Consider the following 21,526-nt stretch of genomic DNA (forward strand, 5'->3'; position numbering starts at 1 on the left):
TCTGTCACTACGCCAGCTCGAGCGCAGACGCCACAGCGACGGGATCGACCGGGATGGGTTCGACGACAGGCATTCCCGACAGTGCGGTGTCGGGGTCCTTGAGGCCGTTGCCGGTCACGGTGCAGACGACGGTCAGTCCGCTGTCCAGCCAGCCTTCCTTACGTGCGGCGAGCAGGCCGGCGATGCTTGCCGCCGACGCAGGCTCGACGAAGACACCTTCGGTCCTGGCGACCAGGCGGTAGGCCTCGAGAATCTCGTCGTCGGTGGCCGCACGGAACGCGCCGCCCGACTCTTCCTTGGCTGCGACCGCACCGTTCCACGACGCGGGCGAACCGATGCGGATCGCGGTGGCGATGGTTTCCGGATCCTTCACCGGTGCACCGCTGACGAGAGGTGCTGCGCCCGCGGCCTGGACACCGAGCATGCGCGGCTTGACCGACGTGATGCCGTCACGGAAATACTCGGAGTATCCACGCCAGTACGCGGTGATGTTTCCGGCGTTGCCGACCGGAAGTGCATGCACGTCAGGCGCTTTGCCGAGTGCGTCGCACACCTCGAACGCGGCCGTCTTCTGTCCCTCGATACGCACGGGGTTGACGGAGTTGACGAGGCCGATCGTCGGGAACTCGGCCGTGGTCTTACGGGCGAGCTCGAGGCAGTCGTCGAAGTTGCCCTGCACCTGAATGATCTTCGCGCCGTGCATGACTGCCTGGGCGAGCTTGCCCATTGCGATCTTGCCCTGCGGCACGAGCACCGCGCAGCCCATCTTGGCCTTGGCCGCGTACGCAGCGGCGGACGCCGACGTGTTGCCCGTCGACGCGCACAGCACAGCTTCCTGGCCGCGAGCGAGCGCGTCGGTGACGGCCATCGTCATACCGCGGTCCTTGAACGACCCCGTCGGGTTGAGCCCCTCCACCTTCAGATGTACGTCGCATCCGGTGATCTCGGACAGGTGCTCCGCGTGGATCAGCGGCGTGCCACCCTCGAGCAGGGTCACGGTCTTCCAGTCCGGTCCGAGAGCGAGGCGATCGCGGTACGCCTCGATCAGCCCTGGCCACGGCGTGTGAACGGTCATTCGGTGGTGCCTTCCAATCTGAGAACGCTTGCGACTGACGTGACGACGTCGAGCTTCTCGAGCGCCGAGACGGTTTCGGAGAGTGCGGAATCCGCGGCGACGTGGGTGACGACGACGAGGCGGGCGCCGTCGCCCGCATCCTGCTGACGGACTGTCGAGATACTGACGTCACGCTTGGAGAACTCGGCCGCGACCGTCGCCAGAACGCCCGGGCGATCGGCCACCTGCATGCTCACGTAGTACCGAGTGGGGATGTCTCCTATGGGCGCAACCTTGAGTTTGGCGTACTTCGACTCCAGCGGACCGCGTCCGCCGTAGAACTTGTTGCGTGCGGCCATCACCAGGTCGCCGAGCACGGCAGACGCCGTCGGCGAACCGCCTGCACCCTGTCCGTAGAACATGAGACGTCCTGCAGCCTCGGCTTCGACGACCACGGCGTTGAACGCGCCGTTCACCGTCGCCAGCGGGTGGTTCCGCGGAACGAGCGCCGGGTAGACGCGAGCGGAGATACGCTCCTTGCCCTTCGGCGTCGTGATGCGTTCGCAGATGGCGAGCAGCTTGATGGTGCAGTCGAGCGACCGTGCCGTCTGCAGGTCCTCCCCGGTGATCTTGCTGATGCCCTCGCGGTAGACGTCGCCCGCGGTGACGCGGGTGTGGAACGCGATCGACGCGAGAATCGCAGCCTTGGACGCGGCGTCGTAACCCTCGACGTCGGCGGTGGGATCCGCTTCGGCGTACCCGAGACGTCCCGCTTCGGCGAGCGTCTCGGCGTAGTCGGCACCCGTGTCGTCCATCGCGGACAGGATGAAGTTGGTCGTGCCGTTGACGATTCCGGCGACCTTGTTGACGCGATCGCCTGCGAGCGACTGCATCAGCGGGCGCACGACCGGAATGGCGCCCGCGACGGCAGCCTCGAAATACAGGTCGGCGCGGGACTTCTCGGCCGCGTCGTTGAGCTCGCCCGCGTACTCGGCGAGCAACGCCTTGTTCGCGGTGACGACCGACTTGCCCTTCTCGAGGGCCGAGAAGATCAGCTTGCGAGGAACGTCGATGCCGCCCAGCACCTCGACGACGAGATCGACGTCCTCGCGCTCGACGAGCGACGCCGGATCGTCGGTCAGCAACGAGGCGTCGACGCCACGATCACCGTCGATGCGACGCACTGCGATGCCCCGAATCTCCAGCGGCGCACCTACTCTCGCCTCGAAGTCGGCTGCGTTCTCGGTCAGAATGCGAACGACTTCGCTTCCGACGTTTCCGAGACCGAGAACGGCCACACCCAACGGCTTCGATGTCACGGCTGCACCTCCAAGCTGAGCAGATCTTCCAATGTCTCCCGGCGCAGAACGAGGCGGGACTTTCCGTCTTTCACTGCCACGACGGCAGGTCGAGTCAACAGGTTGTACCGACTGGACATCGAGTAGCAGTACGCACCGGTCGCGGCGACGGCCAACAGGTCGCCCGGTCCGACGTCGCTCGGCATCCACGTGTTCTTGATAACGATGTCGCCGCTCTCGCAATGCTTTCCGACGACCCGAGCGAGCACCGCATCCGATTCGCTGTCACGCGAGACCAACCTGCAGTCGTACTCGGCCTGGTACAGCGACGTACGAATGTTGTCGCTCATTCCACCGTCGACGCTGATGTAGCGGCGACGAGTCTTCGCATCGACCGTCACGTCCTTGGTGGTGCCGACCTCGTACAGCGTGACCGTGCCAGGACCGGCGATGGCGCGTCCCGGCTCGACGTCGATACGAGGCACCGGTAGGCCCACGGCCGCCGATTCGCTTGCGACGATGGACTTCAACTTCGCGGCGAGGTCCTCGACCGCGGGCGGGTCGTCACTGGCCACGTACGAGATGCCCATGCCGCCACCGAGATCGATGGTCGAGATCTGCGCAGTCTTGTCGGTACCGAACTCCGACACCACGTCTCGCAGCAGGCCCAGCAACTTGTGCGCGGCGAGTTCGAAACCGTCGACCTCGAAGATCTGCGAGCCGATGTGGCTGTGCAGTCCGACGAGTCGCAGGTTGTCGGCGGCGAAGACACGGCGAACCGCGTCCAGCGCCGAGCCGTCGGCCAGCGAGAATCCGAATTTCTGATCCTCGTGCGCGGTCGCGATGAACTCGTGCGTGTGTGCCTCGACCCCGACGGTGACGCGCACCAGGACGTCCTGAACGACACCGAGTTCTCCGGCGACGGCGTCGAGTCGGTCGATCTCGATGCTCGAGTCGAGTACGACGTGTTCGACCCCGGCTCGCACGCCTGCGGTCAGCTCGTCGATCGACTTGTTGTTGCCGTGCATGGCAATTCGGTTCGCCGGGAATCCCGCGGCGAGTGCGATGCCCAGTTCACCGCCGGAGCACACGTCGAGCGAGAGTCCCTCGTCGGCGATCCAGCGCGCTATCTCTCCGCACAGGAACGCTTTGGACGCGTAGTGAACTCGTGCCGGGTCACCGAACGCCGACGCCATTTCCCGTGCCCGCGAACGGAAGTCGTCCTCGTCGATGACGAACAGCGGGGTGCCGTACTGCTCGGCCAGTTCGGTGACCGGCACTCCGGCGAGGCGGACCACGCCGTCGTCGCCGCGAGCGGCGTTGCGCGGGAAGACATGCGCGGGAAGCGTTGTCATCTCCGACGCCGAGGCGGGTCGTTCCGTCCACGACTCCTTGGTCGCGACGTCGGCGTGCTTCGGACCGGCGGGATGCGCGTTCACATCCGCTCCGGTGCGCTGACGCCGAGCAGGTCGAGGCCGTTGGCCAGCACCTGCCGGGTTGCGTTGCCCAACGCCAAACGTGCGATGTTCACGGGGCCTGGCTCCTCGTCTCCTTGGGGAAGTACACGGCATGCACCGTAGAACCGGTGGTAGGCACCGGCCAGTTCTTCGAGGTACCGCGCAATGCGGTGCGGCTCACGCAGATTCGCCGCACTGGCTACGACGCGCGGGTATTCGCCGATCGTCCGGATCAGGTCGCCCTCCTGCTCCTGCGTCAGCAGGGACAGGTCCGGGTTCTCGGCGGACAGGCCCAGTTCGGCCGCGCCCCGTGCCAGCGACGCGAGCCGCGCGTGCGCGTACTGGACGTAGTAGACCGGGTTCTCGTTGCTCGCACTGGCCCACAGTTCGAGGTCGATGTCGATGCTCGAGTCGACCGACGAGCGCACGAGCACGTAGCGGGCCGCGTCGACGCCGATGGCGTCGACCAGGTCGTCGAGCGTGATGACGGTGCCCGCGCGCTTGCTCATCTTGACCGGGGCGCCGTCGCGCACCAGGTTGACCATCTGGCCGATGAGCACCTCGACGGTGTCGGGGTCGTCGCCGTACGCTGCCGCGGCGGCCTTGAGGCGACCCACGTAACCGTGGTGGTCCGCGCCGAGCATGTAGATGCACAGGTCGAAGCCGCGCTGGCGCTTGTTCTGGAAGTACGCGATGTCACCGGCGATGTACGCGGCGTTGCCGTCGCTCTTGATGACGACGCGATCCTTGTCGTCACCGAAGTCGGTGCTGCGCAGCCACCAGGCTCCGTCCTCGTGGTAGAGGCTTCCCGAGTTCTTCAGGTAGTCGACGGCCTTCTCGACCGCACCGGATTCGAACAGCGAGTTCTCGTGGAAGTACACGTCGAAGTCGACGCCGAACTCGTGCAGATTCTTCTTGATCTGCGCGAACATCAGGTCGACGCCGATGGACCGGAAGGTCTCGGCCTGTGCTTCGGGTGCCATCGCGAGCGCCTCGGGGCTCTTCGCGAGCACAGCCTGTGCAATTTCACCGATGTAGGCGCCCGCGTAGCCGTCCTCGGGCGCCGGTTCACCCTTCGCGGCGGCGATGAGCGAGCGGCTGAAGCGGTCGATCTGCGCACCGTGATCGTTGAAGTAGTACTCGCGTACCACCTCGGCTCCCTGAGCAGTCAGGATCCGGCCCAGCGCGTCGCCGACGGCTGCCCACCGGGTGCCGCCCAGGTGGATCGGGCCGGTCGGGTTCGCGGAGACGAACTCGAGGTTCACCTTGCGGCCTGCGAGCGCAGTTCCGTGGCCGTACGACGCGGCCGCGGTGAGCGCCTGGGCGACGATCGCGCCCTGCGCGTCCGCCGCGAGGCGAATGTTGAGGAATCCGGGGCCCGCGACGTCGGCGCTGGCGATCGCGGAGTCGGCGGCGAGGGCTTCGGCGAGCCAACCGGCGAAATCGCGCGGATTGGCGCCGGCTTTCTTGGCGACCTGAAGTGCGACGTTGGTCGCGTAGTCACCGTGCTCGGGGTTGCGGGGTCGTTCGACCGTCAGCTTCTGGGGCAGCACGGACGCGTCGAGACCGCGTTCGGCAAGCACCTTCGCGGCGGTCGCGTGTAGCAGTTCGGCAAGGTCGGCTGGAGTCACAGGTAGCTATCCTATGGTCTAGGGCAGGGTCGGTCGGCAGCCAGTACCTCATGAGGGCAGGCGTCACCCCCGGACGGCCTCAAAGCATGCGCTCAGAATGAGAACGTACAGTAATGGCGCCCTGCGATCTTGCAACCAGGTGCGCGGACACGTCGCACCTCCCACAACCGAAAGAGCGACGACAGCGATGCCCACGGGTTCCGATAGCGGCGGTCAGAGCAAGAAGTCGGCCGCCAAGGCCAACAAGGCCATCAAGGCCGCCAAGAGAAAGAGCGGCGTCCCGGCGACCAAATCCGGACGTCCGGGTCGGCAGATTCCCTGGCTGACGGTCGGAGCGATCGTCGTCGTGGTCGGTCTCATCGCGATTCTCGCGATCAACCTCGTTCCCAAGTACCAGCAGCGCGCCGAGACCCAGAAGTGGGAGCCGAGCGAGAGCAATCAGGACCCGTCGTCGCAGATCGCCGACGTGGTGAAGATGGAGTACCCGGCGGCGCTGCACGTCAGCCCGACCCAGCGCGTCGCGTACGACCAGACTCCCCCGTTCGGTGGACCGCACGATGCGGTGTGGGCCACGTGCACCGGCGTCGTCTACCCCGAGGCCATCCGTACCGAGAACGCCGTGCACTCGCTCGAACACGGCGCCGTATGGATCACGTACAACCCGGACGAACTCGGCGAGGATCAGATCTCCACTCTCGCCGACAAGGTCGACGGTGAGTCCTACATGCTGATGTCGCCGTACCCCGGCCAGGACTCCGCCGTGTCGCTGCAGTCGTGGGGCCACCAGCTGAAGCTCGACAGCGTCGACGACGAGCGCATCGATCACTTCATCGCTGCGCTGCGCCTGAACCGCTACGCATACCCCGAGGTCGGTGCCAGCTGCTCGACCGTGCCCGGCTCGTTCGATCCCGACAACCCGCCGCCGTTCGACGCGTCGGCTCCCGGGGCCGACGCCGTGCCGATGGACGGCGCGGGCATCACGCCCGACGCCAGCGAGACCGGCGCTACCGGTGGTCTGCCCGATGGCATGCAGCTTCCCTCCGATCTCCAACTCCCGACCGAAGCTCCGGCAGAACCGGCGCCCGCGTCCTGATGTCGGATCAACCCCGTAAGAAGTCCCAGGTCGCCGCGCTGGCGATCCTGGGACTGATCGCGGCCGTCGCCGTCGGATTCGCCCTCGGATTCCTCGCCAGGACCACCGTGCTCGGTGGCGACGACTCCGTGCCTGCAGCGGATTCGGTCGACGTCGGCTTCGCCCAGGACATGTCGGTGCACCACAACCAGGCCATCGACATGTCCTCGATCGCACTGACCAACGCAGCCGACCAGCCCGTGCGAACGCTCGCGTTCGACATGCTGACCTCGCAGCAGAACCAGGTGGGCCAGATGCAGGGCTGGCTGGCCATCTGGGACCGCGCTCCCGTCGGATCGAACGGCTACATGGGCTGGATGAAGGACGACGAAGGCCACTCCCACACGATGTCGATGGCCTCACAGCCGACAGGATCGGTTGCGGCCATGCCGGGCATGGCGACGGCCGACGAGCTCGCAGCATTGCGCCAAGCAACCGGCCCGGCCGTCGACGTGATGTTCCTGCAGTTGATGCTGCGGCACCACGAGGGCGGCCTGTCGATGATGGAGTACGCCGTCGACCACGCCGAGACTCCCGCTCTGAAGCGGCTCGCCGAATCGATGATCTCCACGCAGGAGAGCGAGGCCACGCTCATGAAGCAGATGCTCGCCGAGCGTGGCGCCCAACCCTTGGCGCCTAGCTAGAGACCGAGAACGTCCAGTCGGCCACCTCGGGCATGTCCTCGAGGTGCTCGACGACGTACTTCTCGTGCCGCGCGAGCTGGGACGTGCAGTAGTCGATCAGCTCTCCGCCCTTCTCGGGTACGCGACGCGACCGCCGTAGCGCCTCCAGCACGAGGTGGTAGCGGCTCATCTTGTTCAGCACGACCATGTCGAACGGTGTCGTCGTCGTGCCCTGTTCGTTGAAGCCGCGGACGTGGAACCGATCGGCACCCGTGCGTCCGTGCAGAAGCTCGTGCACGGCACGCGGGTAGCCGTGAAAGGCGAAGACGACGTCTGCATCGGCGGTGAACAGATCGACGAACTTCGTCTCCGGGAAGCCGTGCGGATGCTCCTCCGGCGTCAGCAACCCCATCAGATCGACGACGTTGACGACGCGCACCCGCAGGTACGGGACCCATTCGCGCAGAATCTGCGCGGCCGCGAGAATCTCCTGCGTCGGCACGTCACCGGCCGCCGCGAGCACGATGTCCGGCTCGCTCGGCGTCCCGGCCGTGTCGGTCTCGGTGCCTGCCCATTCCCAGATCGACGCGCCGGCCGCGCAGTGCTCGTGAGCCTGCTCCAACGTCAGGTACTGCAGGTGCGGCTGCTTGTCGACGACGATCAGATTGACGTGATCGCGGCTGCGCAGACAGTGATCGGAGATCGACAACAGCGTGTTCGAGTCCGGCGGCAACCAGACACGCACGACGTCGGGTGCCAGCGGGATGACTGCGTCGATCATGCCCGGCCCCTGGTGGCTGAAGCCGTTGTGATCGTTGCGCCAGCACGTGCTCGTCAGCAACACGTTGAGCGACGCCACCGGCTCACGCCAGGGCAGGTCCGCGGCGTGCTGCAGCCACTTGACGTGCTGGATCATCATCGAGACGCTGACCATCGCGAACGCCTCGTAGCTGGCGAACACGCCGTGTCCGCCCGCCAGCAGATAGCCTTCCAGCCAGCCCTCGCAGAGATGTTCACTCAGCACCTCCATGACGCGTCCGTCGGGCGAGAGGTGGTCGTCCCACTCCTCGATCGGCAGCTGCCAGCACCGGTCGGTCGCGTCGAACACCGCCGCCAGGCGATTGCTGGCCGTCTCGTCCGGGCAGAACAGCCGGAAGTCACCGCCACCGTCGTCGCGGGTGTTGTCCGCATAGATGTCGCGCATCAGCTCGCCGAGCACACGCGTCGTCTCGTGGAATCCGGCGCCGGGTGCCTCGATCGGGATCTCGTACTTCTCGAGCGGCGGAATTCGTAGCGGTCGTAGAAGCCTGCCGCCGTTCGCGTACGGCGTCGACCCCATGCGCTTGTCTCCCGACGGAGCAAGTGCCGCAAGCTCTTTCACCAGGGCACCGTCGTCGTCGAACAGGTTCTGCGGCTCGTAGGACCGCATCCAGGATTCCAACTGCGCGAGGTGGTCGGGGTCGGTGCGAACCCCGGACAGCGGAACCTGGTGCGCGCGAAAGGTTCCCTCGACGAGTGTGCCGTCGACGGTGTGCGGGCCGGTCCATCCCTTCGGGGTGCGCAGAACGATCGCGGGCCAACGCAAGTCTGGCTTCCCGCCGGAACGGGCAGTGCTCTGTATCGCACGAATCGTGTTGTGTGACTCGCGGATCGCCCGTTCGAGAGCCGGGAACACCTGCCGCGGATCGTCTCCCGATACGACGACCGGATCCCATCCCTGCCCGCGCAGGAATGCGTCGACGTCCTCGTCGCTGCTGCGGCCGAACACCGTCGGCCCCGCGATCTTGGCGCCGTTGAGATTCAGGATCGGCAGCACCGCGCCGTCCCGGCGGGGATTCAGGAACGCCGGTAGCTTCCACGATCCGGCGAGCGGGCCCGTTTCCGCCTCCCCGTCACCGATGACGCACGCGACGGTCAGATCGGGCCGATCGAACGCCGCGCCGCCCGCGTGCACGAGCGCGTACCCGAGTTCGCCGCCTTCGTGGATGCTGCCGGGGGTCTGGACGCTGACATGGCTAGGGATGCCGCCGGGCGACGAGAACTGACGGCAGAGCCGTCGAACGCCCTCGGTGTCGCGGGAAACGTGCGGATAGACCTCCGAATACGTGCCTTCCAGATAGGTCGACGCCACCAGCGCAGGCCCTCCGTGACCGGGTCCGGTCACGTACAGCCAATCCGAGTCGGTGTTCTTGATATGCCGGTTGAGCAGCGCATAGATCATCGACAGCGCCGGGCTCGTCCCCCAGTGGCCGAGGAGGCGAGGCTTGATGTGGGCCGCGGTCAGCGGCTCACCGAGGAGAGTGTTGTCCTGCAGATAGATCTGAGCGACGGTCAGATAGTTTGCCGCCGCCCACCATTTCAAGTCGAGATCCAGGTCGTCCGTCGAGTAGTCCTGTGCTGTCACCGATCATCCTTTCGGCTGGTCTTGACTGTCCCCCGTACCCACGACACTAGGTCGATTTCGGCTGCCGGGGGTGATGCGCTAGTCTTGGACCCGCCCTGGCCCCCGTAGCTCAGGGGATAGAGCGTTCGCCTCCGGAGCGAAAGGCCGCAGGTTCGAATCCTGCCGGGGGCACACCTTCTTCCATCACTCGATGCGAGTATGGCTGTGTGCCCGATCAAGTCGATTTCGACGACGTAGCCGACGAACTGTATTCGCTCGACCCCTCCGAGTTCGTCGCCGCGCGCAAGGACGCCGTCGCCCGCGCCCGTAAAGCCGGCGACCGAAAAACTGCCACCACCATCGGAGCGCTGCGCAAACCCACCGTCGTCGCGTGGATGGTCAATCTGCTGGTCCGCGAGGAACCCGAGGACGTCGCCGAACTGTTCGACCTCGGCGACAGTCTGCGCGAGGCTCAAAGACGTTCGGCCGCCGACGAGCTCAAGGAACTGTCCGGGGCACGCCAGCAGGCGATCCGGGCGCTGACGCGTCGCGCCGTGAAGATCGCAGCCGAGCACGGCAAACCAGGCGCCGACGACGCGGAACGTGAAATCGGTCAGACCCTGAACGCGGCTCTCGCAGATCCCGACGTCGGCGAGCGGGTCAGGGCGGGCCGCGTCGTCACGGCCGAGTCGTACAGCGGGTTCGGTCCCGCGATGCTTGCGTTGGCACCGGAGCTTCCCGACGAGGAAGAGGAGCCGGGCGCAGAGCAGACCACCGACGAGGAGACCGCCGACGAAGAGCCCGAAACCGTCGACCAGAAAGCCCTCGACGAGGCCAGGGAACAATTGGAGGAAGCGAAGGAGGACGAGGCGTCGGCGCGCGCCGACGCCGAATCCGCCCGCGCCGAGGCAGAATCCGCCGAAGAGAACCTCGCCGAGGTCAAGGAGCGGCTCGCTCGACTGCGTAGCGAACTACACGAAGCCGAGGAGCAGGAAGCCGAAGCGCGTCGGACCGTGAAGTCGGCCGATCGTGAAGCCAGGCGCCTGAAGCGAGTGCTCACCGACGCAGAGGCGCGGACGGAGGAGGCGCAGAACGCGCTCGACCGCGCTAGGCAGGCTCGATGATGGCGGTGATGGTGGTGATGTCCCCTGCCGGGATCTCGAAGTGCTCGGTGACGGACACGGTCACGCCGCCGTCCAGGTCGAGCAGATAGCGCCCGACGACGCTGGTGCCCCACTCCCGGAAGGCGAGATCACGCACCGCGACGATGGGCTTGTACTGCTGTCCTTGTTCCAGGTCGTCGCGGATGAACTGGCCGGTGTCGCCGGTGCTGTTTCCGTTCTCGACGCGTCGGCACGCGTCGGCAAGTCGCAGTTTGGTGGCGTCGTGACTGACGAGAGCCTTGATGTACTCGCGTGCCATCGCGACCCGTCCGGAGTCGGCGTCGCGCGTCGCATGCGCGGCAATTCCGCGCAGCAGCGGCTCGGAAAGTTCCGGCCGACAGATCAGCAGATCCGGCACGTACGGATGAGAGTTGTTGTACGTCAACGGCGTTCCGTCGATTCGTGAGCAGTGCAGCCCGGCCGCCAGCGCAACACCGACGGGCGCGGCCGAGTCCCATTCCCACTGCCCACCGGAGTGGACGTACGCGTCGACGTCCCCGCGCACGACGGCCATCGCCTTGGCTCCGGCGGACCCCATCGTGACGACGTCGCCGCCGACGTCGGCCGCGAGCGCGTCCATGTAATACGGCGGGCGGCTGTCGCTGACGACGAGCTGCGGTCTGCGGTCCGACCGCGCCGGCAGGCTCACGTCCGCAGTCGAATACATGACGCCTGCAGCCGGTTGCGCGACGGCCGACGCCGTCATCCCCTTCCCTGCTTCCCACAGACCGACGTGCACGGCCCAGTCGGCGCGGTCGCTCATGCCGTATTCGCGTGATCCGTCGAGCGGATCGATGATCCAGACGCGTGAGGCGTCGAGGCGGGCGCGATCGTCGACCGACTCCTCCGAAAGCACCGCGTCGTCCGGACGGTCGGTCTTCAGCCGCGCGAGGATCAGGTCGTTGGCCTGCGCGTCGCCGAGACGGCCCAGTTCGCGTCCCGTCACGCTCGCGCCGTCCCGAATCTCCAGCAGCAACTCCCCCGCAGCGCGCGCGACGTCGGCGGCGAAGTGGGCGTCGTCCTCCAGCGAATACGTCACGCGCTCAACAATTCCACAATTCGCGCCGCTTGCGCCGCGGGATCGCCGTCCGACGGCCGCAGCACGAGGTCGGGGTGCTCGGGCGCCTCGTAGGGATCGTCGACGCCGGTGAACCCCGTGATCTCACCGGCACGCGCCTTGGCGTACATGCCCTTCGGGTCACGCTGTGCGCAGACCTCGAGCGGCGTGTCGACGTGGACCTCGAAGAACGGCAGGCCCGCACGGTCGTGGACACGTCTCGCGTCGTCGCGGTCCGCGCGATACGGGCTGATGAGGCAGGCAATGGCGACGAGCCCCGCGTCGGCCATCAGTCCGGCGACCTCGCCGACGCGTCGCACGTTCTCGGCGCGGCTCGTCCGACCGAATCCGAGATCGGAGTTGAGTCCGTGCCGCAGGTTGTCGCCGTCGAGCCGATACGCGGGCCTACCCGACGCCACCAGAATCCGCTCGAGTTCCGCCGCGATCGTCGACTTTCCCGACGCCGACAACCCGGTCAGCCACACGGTCGCCCCTCGGGTCGCGCGACTCTCGCGTTCGACTCGCGCAGCGTGCCACACGACGTTCGATGCCGTCAGAGCCGGCCCGCCGATCATCCCCGCTGCGACGGTGGCGCCGGTGCTCTCGTTCACGAGCAGAAAGCTTCCGGTCACGCGGTTGCGGCGATACGGGTCGAAGAACAGCGGGTTCTGCGTGCGGATGCGGACGCGGCCGATGTCGTTGAGCGACAACGACTCTGCCGACCTGTCTCGGTGCAGGGTGTCGACGTCCAGTCGATAGTCGAGTCGGGTGACATGCGCGATCGTGGAGTTGCTGGTGTGCAGCATCAGATAGCGATCTTCGGGCCGCAGTTCCGCGCCCTCGGCGAGCCAACACACCATCGCGTCGATGTCCGTGCCGATGTCGGGACGATTGTTCGGACGGCACAGCATGTCGCCACGGCCGACGTCGAGCGGATCGTCGAGTTCGAGACAGACTGCCGACGATGCGAATCCCTCGGTGATCTTCGCTCCGCCCGGTCCCCACACCGCCGAGATCCGCGTCCGAAAACCCGACGGAAGGACCACGATTTCGTCGCCCGGCGCGAACACACCTCCGGCGACCGTGCCCGCCAACCCCCGAAAGTCGCGATGCTCACCGTCGTCTTTCGGCCTGATCACGTATTGCACCGGGAACCGTGCGTCGATGAGGTTGCGGTCCGACGCGACGTGCACCTCCTCGAGAACGTGCATCAGAGAACCACCCGTGTACCACGGCATCGACTCGGTTCGGTGCACCACGTTGTCGCCGCCCAAGGCGCACATCGGAACGAACGTCAGATCGTGCACGTCGAGTTTGGTTGCGAACGAGGAGAAGTCGGCCTTGATCTCCTCGAATCGATCCTCGGACCAGTCGACGAGGTCCATCTTGTTGACGCACAACACCAGATGCGCGACGCCGAGCAACGACGCCAGGAACGCGTGACGCCTGGTCTGTTGGAGTACCCCGGCCCTGGCGTCGACGAGAATCAATGCGAGGTCGGCCGTCGACGCGCCCGTCACCATGTTGCGCGTGTACTGCACGTGGCCCGGCGTGTCCGCGACGACGAATTTTCTTTTCGGCGTGGAGAAGTAGCGGTAGGCGACGTCGATGGTGATGCCCTGTTCACGCTCGGCGCGCAGCCCGTCGGTGAGCAGGGCGAGGTCGACGTCGTCACCGCCGCGGGCGCGCGACGTTCGTTCGACGGCATCCCACTGGTCGTCGAAGATCGCCTTCGAGTCGTACAGCAACCGGCCGATGAGCGTCGACTTGCCGTCGTCGACGCTTCCTGCCGTGGCCACCCTGAGCAACTCGGACATCAGAAGTAGCCTTCCTTCTTGCGATCTTCCATGCCGGTGTCGGAGATTCGGTCGTCGGCGCGCGTTGCACCGCGTTCGGTGGTGCGTGTGGATGCGATCTCGGCGACGACGGCAGCGGGATCGTCGGCTGTCGAGCGGACACACCCGGTGCACGTGGCGTCGCCGACGGTGCGGAAGCGGACGAGCGCGTCGAACGGCTCGTCGTCCCGTATGTCGACGAACCGTGTGGCAGCCAACAGCATTCCGTCACGCGACACGACCTGCCGCCGATGCGCGTAGTACAGATTCGGCAGCGCGATGCCTTCGGCCGCGACGTACTGCCAAATGTCGAGCTCGGTCCAGTTCGACAGCGGGAACACCCGACAGTGCTCACCGCGTCGGTGACGACCGTTGTACAGCTGCCATAGTTCCGGCCGCTGCTTGCGTGGATCCCACTGCCCGTGCCCGTCGCGAAAACTGAACACGCGTTCCTTCGCGCGCGCCTTCTCCTCGTCGCGGCGCGCTCCCCCGAACACCGCGTCGAAGTTCCTCTCCTCGATCGCACGCAGCAAGGTTCTGGTCTGCAGACGATTCCGAGAGCCGCCCGGATCCGGAATCGACCGGCCCGCGTCGATATCGTCCTGCACTCGCGCGACGATGAGCGGGATGCCCAGACGGGCGACCGTACGATCCCGGAAGTCGATGACCTCGTCGAAGTTGTGACCGGTGTCGACGTGCAACGCCGCGAACGGGATTCGGGCGGGCCAGAACGCCTTCGCTGCGACATGCAGCATGACGACGGAGTCCTTGCCGCCGGAGAACATCAGCACCGGTCGTTCGGCGGTGGCCGCCACCTCCCGAAAGATGTGCACGGCCTCGGCTTCAAGCGCGCCGAGGTGTGACAGTGCGTACTCAGTCGGTGCCACGGCATACTCCTTCACAATGGAACTCGTTACAAACTCCACTTCTGGTCATTGACCAGCAACTGCCTGCACCATATTCTCACATACTAGAACCTGTTCTACATTTGATCGTGACGATCGGAACGAGGAGATGCACGTGCTCACCGAGGCATTCACCGACGCGATCGAGGCGGCCGAGAAGATCGTCGAGGAGGCGCCACACGTACGCGACGAGCGCGATCTTGCCGAGGGCCTCGACTACCTGGCCGGAAACATTCAGGCGTCGATACAGATGGCGTGGGCATACGATCCCGACTTTCCGCACTTCGCGTCGTCCACCGGCCCGTACACCAAGATGGGCCTGGACAACCCGGACACGCTGTACTTCCACGCGAACATCCGCGACGACGAGGAGTACATCGTCTCCGGAAAGCGCGGCACCACAACCGATCTGAGTTTCCAGATACTGAAGGGCGACTATTCGCCCGTCGACGTCCCGGACAGCCTCACCGCATTCGACGATCGACAGATCGACATTTCACCCGACGGTAGCTTCGAACTCCACTTCGGCCCGGCGTCGGACCTACCGAACCACTTCACGCTGGGCCCCGGGTCGTCGATGCTGGTCGTGCGCGAGGTCTACGGCGACTGGTCCGCCGAGCGCGGCACGCTGACCATCCGCCGCGTCGGAAGCGACGGCGACGCACCACCGCCGCACTCGAAAGAGGCCGTCGCAAAACGGTATTCGACAGCAGGCAAGATGCTCGTCGGCCGGCTGCGCACATTTCTCCAGTTTCCGCAGTGGTACTACCTGAACCTCCACGTCAACACGATGACCGAGCCGCGGCTCACGCCAGGAGGACTCAGCACCCAGTACTCGTCGGCCGGGCACTACGAGCTCGGCGCGGACCAGGCGATGATCATCACCGTCCCGAAATCCGATGCGCCCTATCAGGGATTCCAACTCGGCAGTCTCTGGTACATCTCGCTCGACTACATCGATCATCAGACGTCGCTGACGTCGGAGCAGGCACAGACCGACCCCGACGGCAACATCCGACTGGTCGTGAGCGAGCGAAATCCCCACGTGATCAACTGGATCGAGACCACCGGGCACTCGCGCGGGTACGCACAGTTCCGGTGGCAGCGCGTATCCCGAGTCATGACCGCAGCCGACGGACCGACCGTCGAGGTGGTCGACTTCGACCAGGTGGCCTCGCGGCTGCCGTTCCACGAACTCAACAAGATCTCCGACGACGACTTCGCCCGGCGGATCGCCGAACGCCGCGATGCCGTCGCACGACGGATGCTCGGATGACCGGCCTGCTCGACGGCAGCGTCGTCGTCGTCTCCGGCATCGGCCCCTCTCTCGGCAGATCCATCGCGCTGCGGTGTGCAGCCGAAGGCGCCGATCTGGTGTTGGCCGCGCGCACCGCGAGCTACCTCGACGACGTCGCCAAGGAGGTCGCCGGTCTCGGTCGGCAGGCGGTCGCCGTGCCCACCGACATCACCGACGAGGCGTCGGCGACCAAGCTGGTCGTCAAGGCCGTCGACGCGTTCGGACACGTCGACGCGCTGATCAACAATGCATTCGCGATCCCGTCGATGAAGGACCTCGCGCACACCGAGCCCGCGAGCATCAGAGCGGGGCTCGAACTGTCGCTGTTCGGGACGTTACGGCTGTCGCAATTGTTCACCGCCGCATTGGCTGCCACCCGTGGCTCGATCGTCATGATCAATTCGGCGGTCATCCGACACTCTCAGCCGAAGTACGGTGGCTACAAGATCGCCAAAGCGTCGCTGCTGGCGATGTCGCAGACCCTGGCGAGCGAACTCGGACCACAGGGGATTCGCGTCAACACCGTTGCGCCGGGCTATATCTGGGGTTCGACGTTGAAGAGCTACTTCGAGCATCTGGCCCAGAAGTACGGCACGACGAGTGAACAGATATACCGGCAGACCGCGTCGACCATGGATCTACGGCGGCTGCCCGAACCCGACGAGATCGCCGACGCCGTCGTGTTCCTCTCGTCGTCGCACGCACGGGCGATCACCGGACAGTGCCTGGACGTGAATTGCGGCGAATACCACCATTAGGAGCGGCGATGACCAGCACGGGACGCACCGACGTCGGCACTGTCGCCGATCTGCACGCGTCGGCAACGAAGGCCACCGGCTTGTCCGACTTCGGCTCCGACGACTATCGCGAGGCACTCGCCGTGCTGCTCGAATCGTATCGGCGGGACGCCGAACTGACCGCCGCCGGTTCGAAGATGCACCGCTACTTCCTGCGTGGCGCGCTGATCGCCCGATTGCTGAGCGAGCAGGCGTGGGCACAGCACCCGGAGTACGCGTCGGTGCCGATCGAGCGGCCGATCTTCGTCACGGGCCTACCGCGCACGGGAACCACTGCGCTGCACCGACTTCTGACCGTCGACCCGTCGCATCAGGGGTTGGAGATGTGGCTGACCGAGGTGCCGCAACCGCGTCCACCCCGCGAGACGTGGGACGCGAACCCCGTGTTCGCCGCACTGGAGAAAGGCTTCGCGCAGCATCACGTCGACCATCCCGAGTTCATGGGTGTGCATTACATGTCGGCCGCCGAGGTCGAAGAATGCTGGCAGCTGTTGCGGCAGTCCGTGCAGTCGATCGCGTACGAGTGCCTCGCCTATCTGCCGACGTACTCGTCGTGGCTCGCCGAGCAGAGCTGGCTCGGTGCGTACCGGCGGCACCGCCGCAACCTGCAGCTCATCGGACTGCACGACACCGACCGCCGATGGGTGCTGAAGAACCCGAGCCACCTGTTCGCGCTCGACGAGTTGTTGCAGGTCTACCCGGATGCGCTCGTCGTCCAGATGCACCGCGAACCGGCCACGATCATGCCGTCGATGTGCAGTCTCGCCGAACAGGCCACCGCAGGCTGGAGCGAGAAGTTCACCGGCGACGTCATCGGGCGCACGCAGCTCGACCTGTGGGAGCGGGGGCTCGAGGTATTCGCTGCCGCGCGAGCCACGGCCGATCCGACGCAGTTCCACGACGTCGACTATCACGACTTCGTCGCGAACCCTCTCGGCACAGTCGAATCGCTTTATCACCACTTCGGACTCCGCCTCACTGCGGCGGCGCGTACGCGAATGGCGACGCTGCACGCCGAAAGCCGTAGCGGCAACCGCAGACCCGCACACCGTTACGCTCTCGGCGACTTCGGTCTGGACAGACGCGAAGTGGAGCGGCGATTGGGGGCCTGCTGAGCACACGCTTTATCGTTGCTCCCATGGCGACGCGCTGGCAGGACGAGAACACCGAAGACCATTCGCGACGCTACATCGAACGTTTCGACCGACTCGCGGCACAGGGCGTCGACCTGCACGGCGAAGCGCGAATGGTCGACGCGCTCCTGTCTCCCGCGAGTTCCGTCCTCGACGCCGGGTGCGGTACCGCACGTCTCGGCGCCGAACTCGCGCGCCGGGGTCACACCGTCACGGCCGTCGACCTCGATCCGGTGTTGGTCGAAGAAGCCCGCACACATCCGAACATCAGCGTGCACCTCGCCGACCTCACCGACTTCGACCTCGGGCAGACGTTCGACGCGGTCGTCGCAGCCGGCAACGTCATGGTGTTCATGACACCGGGAACCGAACGGACGGCACTCGAACGTGTTGTCGCACACATGAACCCGACAGGTGTGTTCGTCGCCGGTTTCGCGACGGACCGGCAGTACACCGTCGAGCAGTTCGACGACGACCTCGCCGCCGCGGGCTTACGCGTCGAACAGCGGTTTGCGACGTGGGACCTCCGTCCCTGGCACCCCGGCGCGGACTGGGCGGTCACGGTCGCCCGGTTGGGTCTTTAGCCACTTCTTCTCGTCTCCGACGCGTCCTAGCGTGGGAGGGTAGGACCTCGCATGAGGACGATCGTGACGAACACAGGCACGTGGGTGTACGCCGTCGTCGGAGACGGCCCGATCGACGCCGACCTTCCACCCGGCGTCGCGGGCGAACGCGTCCGCGTGATCGAGGCAGCCGGATTGACTGCGGTGGTGGGGTCCGTCCCCTTCGACACGTTCGGCGACGAGGCGCTGCATCGCAATCTGGAGAAAGCCGACTGGCTCGACGACGTTGCTCGTGTACACGACGGCGTCGTCGGCGCTGTCGCCCACACGGCCGACACGGTCCCGATGCGACTCGCGACCGTCTACTCGGACGACGACCACGTGCGGGCGACGCTGAGCGCACGTCGCACCGCGTTCGACACCGCCCTACGCCGGATCGCAGGCCGGGCCGAGTGGGGTGTGCGTGGCGTAGCCGATACCTCGTTGCCTCGTGACAACGACGACGAGCCGTCCTCGCGCGCAGACATCGAACTCTCCGTCGCTGCCGACGCGAACGACGTGTACACCGCATTGCTGGAGGCAGCGGTGGCTGGTCGCCGGCGAGAGCCCGCGGCGCCCGAGCTCGCCGGCTCCCGCCCGTGGATGCCGCTCGTCAGCACATACCTCGTCGAACGCCGCCGCACGGGTGATTTCGCCGCGGCGGTGTCGTTTCTGAATCGCACCTACGCACGCCTCGAACTCGAACTGACGGGTCCGTGGCCGCCGTACTCGTTCACCGGCATCGACGAGGACCCGGGCCCGTCGTGATCCACGATCACTCGGTCACCGCGTCCGGTAGCGCGTCGAACCAGTCCAGCGTCGCCTGTTCGTAGCGGATGCCGAAATCCAGAGTGGCGGAATCGAATACGGACCGGTGATCCTTGCTCCTCTCCCACTCCTGGCGGTATCGCGCAAGCACCTCCTCGTGACGGCGGCGGTGTTCTTCGAGAATCTCGGCACGCCGCGTCGGATCGAGGTGCGCAGCGAACGCGATGGTGAGCAGCAGCGGGTGCCGAATGGTGGCCTCGCCGGGATCGCGGTCGATCCACCGCGCGAACGCAGCCCTACCCTCGTCGGTGATCGTGAACGGCTTCTGCGCCCGTGCACCCTGGGCGCCCGGGGCGACGAATCCGCGCGACGACAGACTGGTCAGCTCGCGATAGACCTGGCTGCGCGTCACCGTCCAGAAGCCGCCGATGCAGGCCTCGGCCGTCGAATGCAGGTCCCATCCGGTCATCGGGCCGCGGTGCAGGAACCCGAGCAGCGACGCGGCGGTGGCGTTCAGTGGGGTGTCGGTCACGAATTCATCGTCACACACCTTGACATTCCACAGTGGTAGGTCGAAGCTTGAAACCGATGACATTCCACAATGGAATGTCAGCTCCGAACGGTCTGGAGACTGCGATGTCCTATCAACCGTCCACGTCCCATTCACCTGCGTCACGCGTCTCCGACGCCGAACGCGATTCGGCAGTCGAGGCCCTGACCGGCCACGTGTCGACGGGTCGGCTGTCGATCGACGACTTCGACACCCGTGCCGCACGTGTCTACTCGGCCGTGACGCGCGCGGATCTGACGTCGGTGTTCGACGACCTGCCGCAGGCAACTGACCCTGAGGTTTCCGCGAAGCCGGTCCGGCGTGATCACGAGATCGCGGCGTGGGCAGGCGTCGGCGTGCTGTGCCTGGTCATCTGGGCTGTCACGTCGGTTGCGACGGGCGGCGTTCTGTACTTCTGGCCGATGTGGGTGATCGGGCCGTGGGGAGCAATGCTGGCGCTGCAACGCGTGACCGGCATACAGATGCCGACGGGCTGCGCGGGGCGTCGGGTCTACGACTGAACGATCGACGCGATCTGGAACCGTGCACCCAGCGGGTCCGCGATGCCCGCGATGCGTCCGAACGGTGAGTCCTTTGCGGCGTCGACGACCGTCCCTCCGAGTGCGGTCACTTTCTCGACTGCAGCATCGGTGTCGTCGACTCCGACATAGAGCCGCCAGTGCGACGGGACGTCGGCCTGCAGGTATCTGTCGGCGTCCATGATGCCCGCCACCATGTCACCAGCGACGAAGCCCTGGGAGTACCGGAACTCGTCCGTGTCTCCCAGAACGCCGTACGTCCATCCGAACACCGACTCGTAGAACTCCAGTGCAGCGCCGTAGTGGTGCGTGAATTGCTCGTGCCAGACGGGTGTGCCGTGCTCACCCCACAGCCCGTAGCCGCGATGCCGGTCGGCCTGCCAGATGCCGGTGACCGCTCCCCCGGCGTCGACCACCAGCGCCATGGCGCCCTGATCACCGACTTGCATGGCAGGACACAGCACCTGCGCGCCCGCGTCGACGGACTTGTCGACGCTCGCCTTCGCGTCGGCGGACGCAATGTAGGTGTTCCACACGTTCGTGATCGTGGCGCCGGGCATCTGCCCGCCGAGACCCGCCACCGGCACGTCGTTCCTCAGGAACGTCGTGTACCCGCCGTACTCGGCTTCCTTGCTGACATCGGCTTCCCATCCGAACAGGCCGTTGTAGAACGACACGACGGTGCGGGGATCCGAACTGGTCAGATCGACCCAGCACGGAGCATCGACCAGGTAATCCTTGGCAGGCATGCACACAAGGTACGCGGGTGGTACGACACTCACAGCACATCGGCAGGGGCGATGCATGTTTCCTCACAGCCGATCCGTGGAATGTATTGAGCATGGCTACATACCAGTTACGCGGCGCAGACGACGCCATACTCGCGCAGACCGAACTGCCCTCCGACACCCGCGCGATGGCGTGGATGGTCTCGGCAGCCACCGTCAACCGTCGCGCGCTCGACGGCCGACGCTGGGAAGGCTTCCGGCTCGACGACTCCGGATGGGAGCACCGATTCTCGGGTGCGCACCGGGCCGCGACTGCGCCACCCGTGCGCGCCTAGTCGGACTCCGGAGCCTGTTGCTTAATTGAGGGTGTTTCGCTCGAGTGGTGGTGGGCCTGCTTTGGGATGATGGCTGGGTGGCGCGTGACTATCGACCTTCCGGTCTCGATCAGGGGTTTTTGATTCCACCCGATATCCGGGACTGGCTCGATGACGATCATGTGGCGTGGCTGGTGATCGACGCGGTCGCGGCGATGGACACCTCGGTGTTCCATCGCCGCCGGCCGGGCCGGCGGACC

General features: G+C 66.1%; 20 protein-coding genes, 1 tRNA gene and 1 pseudogene. 12 read left to right on the forward strand and 10 right to left on the reverse strand.

What is annotated here, in order from left to right; all coding sequences use genetic code 11:
• Positions 1 to 7: 7 nt before the first annotated feature.
• Genes thrC through argS form a run of 4 tightly spaced genes read right to left on the reverse strand, consistent with a single transcriptional unit; the run spans position 8 to position 5,440 of the window.
• Positions 8 to 1,075 carry a threonine synthase gene (gene thrC / locus A3K89_RS19240; RefSeq protein WP_068429402.1) on the reverse strand — a complete coding sequence of 356 codons (1,068 nt, stop codon included), beginning with the start codon at positions 1,073 to 1,075 and terminating at the stop codon, positions 8 to 10.
• Positions 1,072 to 2,373 (reverse strand): homoserine dehydrogenase, encoded by a 1,302-nt coding sequence (locus tag A3K89_RS19245; RefSeq protein WP_068429404.1) that lies wholly within the window; start codon positions 2,371 to 2,373, stop codon positions 1,072 to 1,074. Before A3K89_RS19245 ends, thrC begins: the two co-directional genes overlap by 4 nt.
• Positions 2,370 to 3,791, reverse strand: coding sequence for a diaminopimelate decarboxylase (gene lysA, locus A3K89_RS19250; protein ID WP_068429407.1), 1,422 nt, complete (start codon positions 3,789 to 3,791; stop codon positions 2,370 to 2,372). Before lysA ends, A3K89_RS19245 begins: the two co-directional genes overlap by 4 nt.
• Positions 3,788 to 5,440, reverse strand: coding sequence for an arginine--tRNA ligase (argS, locus tag A3K89_RS19255; RefSeq protein WP_068429410.1), 1,653 nt, complete (start codon positions 5,438 to 5,440; stop codon positions 3,788 to 3,790). Before argS ends, lysA begins: the two co-directional genes overlap by 4 nt.
• Positions 5,441 to 5,627: 187 nt before the next feature.
• On the opposite strand from argS, the gene A3K89_RS19260 reads away from it, so the two are divergent.
• Both A3K89_RS19260 and A3K89_RS19265 read left to right on the forward strand, forming a co-directional pair.
• Complete coding sequence (locus tag A3K89_RS19260) at positions 5,628 to 6,533, forward strand: DUF3105 domain-containing protein (protein WP_068429413.1); 906 nt, start codon at positions 5,628 to 5,630, stop codon at positions 6,531 to 6,533.
• Positions 6,533 to 7,216, forward strand: a complete 684-nt coding sequence (locus A3K89_RS19265; RefSeq protein WP_068429416.1) for a DUF305 domain-containing protein — start codon at positions 6,533 to 6,535, stop codon at positions 7,214 to 7,216. The genes A3K89_RS19260 and A3K89_RS19265 overlap by 1 nt, the downstream gene beginning before the upstream one ends.
• Here the strand turns inward: A3K89_RS19265 and A3K89_RS19270 are convergent.
• Complete coding sequence (locus tag A3K89_RS19270) at positions 7,209 to 9,599, reverse strand: phosphoketolase family protein (RefSeq protein ID WP_068429418.1); 2,391 nt, start codon at positions 9,597 to 9,599, stop codon at positions 7,209 to 7,211. The two genes, A3K89_RS19265 and A3K89_RS19270, sit on opposite strands and share 8 nt — an antisense overlap.
• 98 nt (positions 9,600 to 9,697) lie before the next feature.
• Between A3K89_RS19270 and A3K89_RS19275 the strand changes: the two genes are divergently transcribed.
• Positions 9,698 to 9,770 (forward strand) — tRNA-Arg (locus A3K89_RS19275).
• Positions 9,771 to 9,805: 35 nt separating this feature from the next.
• On the forward strand, positions 9,806 to 10,702 hold the full coding sequence (locus tag A3K89_RS19280; protein ID WP_068429421.1) for a hypothetical protein: 897 nt from the start codon (positions 9,806 to 9,808) through the stop codon (positions 10,700 to 10,702).
• Here A3K89_RS19280 and A3K89_RS19285 read toward each other — a convergent pair.
• From A3K89_RS19285 to cysD, 3 genes are read right to left on the reverse strand one after another with little or no spacing between them, the layout of a single operon-like run.
• Positions 10,686 to 11,768, reverse strand: coding sequence for a 3'(2'),5'-bisphosphate nucleotidase CysQ (locus A3K89_RS19285; RefSeq protein WP_068429454.1), 1,083 nt, complete (start codon positions 11,766 to 11,768; stop codon positions 10,686 to 10,688). The genes A3K89_RS19280 and A3K89_RS19285 overlap by 17 nt on opposite strands.
• 8 nt (positions 11,769 to 11,776) lie before the next feature.
• Entirely contained in the window at positions 11,777 to 13,615 is a 1,839-nt protein-coding gene (cysC, locus tag A3K89_RS19290) for an adenylyl-sulfate kinase (RefSeq protein ID WP_068429424.1), read from the reverse strand.
• Positions 13,615 to 14,520 (reverse strand): sulfate adenylyltransferase subunit CysD, encoded by a 906-nt coding sequence (gene cysD / locus A3K89_RS19295; RefSeq protein WP_217266273.1) that lies wholly within the window; start codon positions 14,518 to 14,520, stop codon positions 13,615 to 13,617. The genes cysC and cysD overlap by 1 nt, the downstream gene beginning before the upstream one ends.
• A gap of 133 nt (positions 14,521 to 14,653) precedes the next feature.
• Here cysD and A3K89_RS19300 point away from each other — a divergent pair, with 133 nt between their 5' ends.
• The 5 genes from A3K89_RS19300 (at position 14,654) to A3K89_RS19320 (ending at position 19,135) form a co-directional block, all read left to right on the forward strand.
• Positions 14,654 to 15,814 carry a hypothetical protein gene (locus A3K89_RS19300; protein WP_068429456.1) on the forward strand — a complete coding sequence of 387 codons (1,161 nt, stop codon included), beginning with the start codon at positions 14,654 to 14,656 and terminating at the stop codon, positions 15,812 to 15,814.
• Positions 15,811 to 16,593 (forward strand): SDR family oxidoreductase, encoded by a 783-nt coding sequence (locus A3K89_RS19305; RefSeq protein ID WP_068429428.1) that lies wholly within the window; start codon positions 15,811 to 15,813, stop codon positions 16,591 to 16,593. The genes A3K89_RS19300 and A3K89_RS19305 overlap by 4 nt, the downstream gene beginning before the upstream one ends.
• Before the next feature lie 8 nt (positions 16,594 to 16,601).
• Positions 16,602 to 17,747 carry a sulfotransferase family protein gene (locus tag A3K89_RS19310; protein ID WP_068429430.1) on the forward strand — a complete coding sequence of 382 codons (1,146 nt, stop codon included), beginning with the start codon at positions 16,602 to 16,604 and terminating at the stop codon, positions 17,745 to 17,747.
• 23 nt (positions 17,748 to 17,770) lie between these two features.
• The gene (locus A3K89_RS19315) at positions 17,771 to 18,349 is read left to right on the forward strand and encodes a class I SAM-dependent DNA methyltransferase (protein ID WP_068429433.1); all 579 of its coding nucleotides are present in this window, start codon (positions 17,771 to 17,773) and stop codon (positions 18,347 to 18,349) included.
• Between the two features lie 63 nt (positions 18,350 to 18,412).
• Positions 18,413 to 19,135, forward strand: coding sequence for a GvpL/GvpF family gas vesicle protein (locus tag A3K89_RS19320; protein ID WP_167674328.1), 723 nt, complete (start codon positions 18,413 to 18,415; stop codon positions 19,133 to 19,135).
• Positions 19,136 to 19,142: 7 nt separating this feature from the next.
• Here the strand turns inward: A3K89_RS19320 and A3K89_RS19325 are convergent, their stop codons facing one another.
• Entirely contained in the window at positions 19,143 to 19,667 is a 525-nt protein-coding gene (locus tag A3K89_RS19325) for a PadR family transcriptional regulator (protein WP_254303588.1), read from the reverse strand.
• Positions 19,668 to 19,771: 104 nt separating this feature from the next.
• Between A3K89_RS19325 and A3K89_RS19330 the strand changes: the two genes are divergently transcribed.
• Complete coding sequence (locus A3K89_RS19330; protein WP_068429458.1) at positions 19,772 to 20,206, forward strand: DUF1707 SHOCT-like domain-containing protein; 435 nt, start codon at positions 19,772 to 19,774, stop codon at positions 20,204 to 20,206.
• Here the strand turns inward: A3K89_RS19330 and A3K89_RS19335 are convergent.
• Complete coding sequence (locus tag A3K89_RS19335; protein WP_068429440.1) at positions 20,197 to 20,973, reverse strand: VOC family protein; 777 nt, start codon at positions 20,971 to 20,973, stop codon at positions 20,197 to 20,199. The two genes, A3K89_RS19330 and A3K89_RS19335, sit on opposite strands and share 10 nt — an antisense overlap.
• A 92-nt stretch (positions 20,974 to 21,065) precedes the next feature.
• Between A3K89_RS19335 and A3K89_RS19340 the strand changes: the two genes are divergently transcribed.
• Both A3K89_RS19340 and A3K89_RS25860 read left to right on the forward strand, forming a co-directional pair.
• Positions 21,066 to 21,287, forward strand: coding sequence for a hypothetical protein (locus tag A3K89_RS19340; RefSeq protein WP_068429442.1), 222 nt, complete (start codon positions 21,066 to 21,068; stop codon positions 21,285 to 21,287).
• A gap of 44 nt (positions 21,288 to 21,331) precedes the next feature.
• A pseudogene (locus tag A3K89_RS25860) lies at positions 21,332 to 21,526 on the forward strand (hypothetical protein); the annotation flags it as partial.

Origin of the sequence: Rhodococcoides kyotonense (assembly GCF_001645385.1) — a bacterium.
Classification (GTDB): domain Bacteria; phylum Actinomycetota; class Actinomycetes; order Mycobacteriales; family Mycobacteriaceae; genus Rhodococcoides; species Rhodococcoides kyotonensis_B.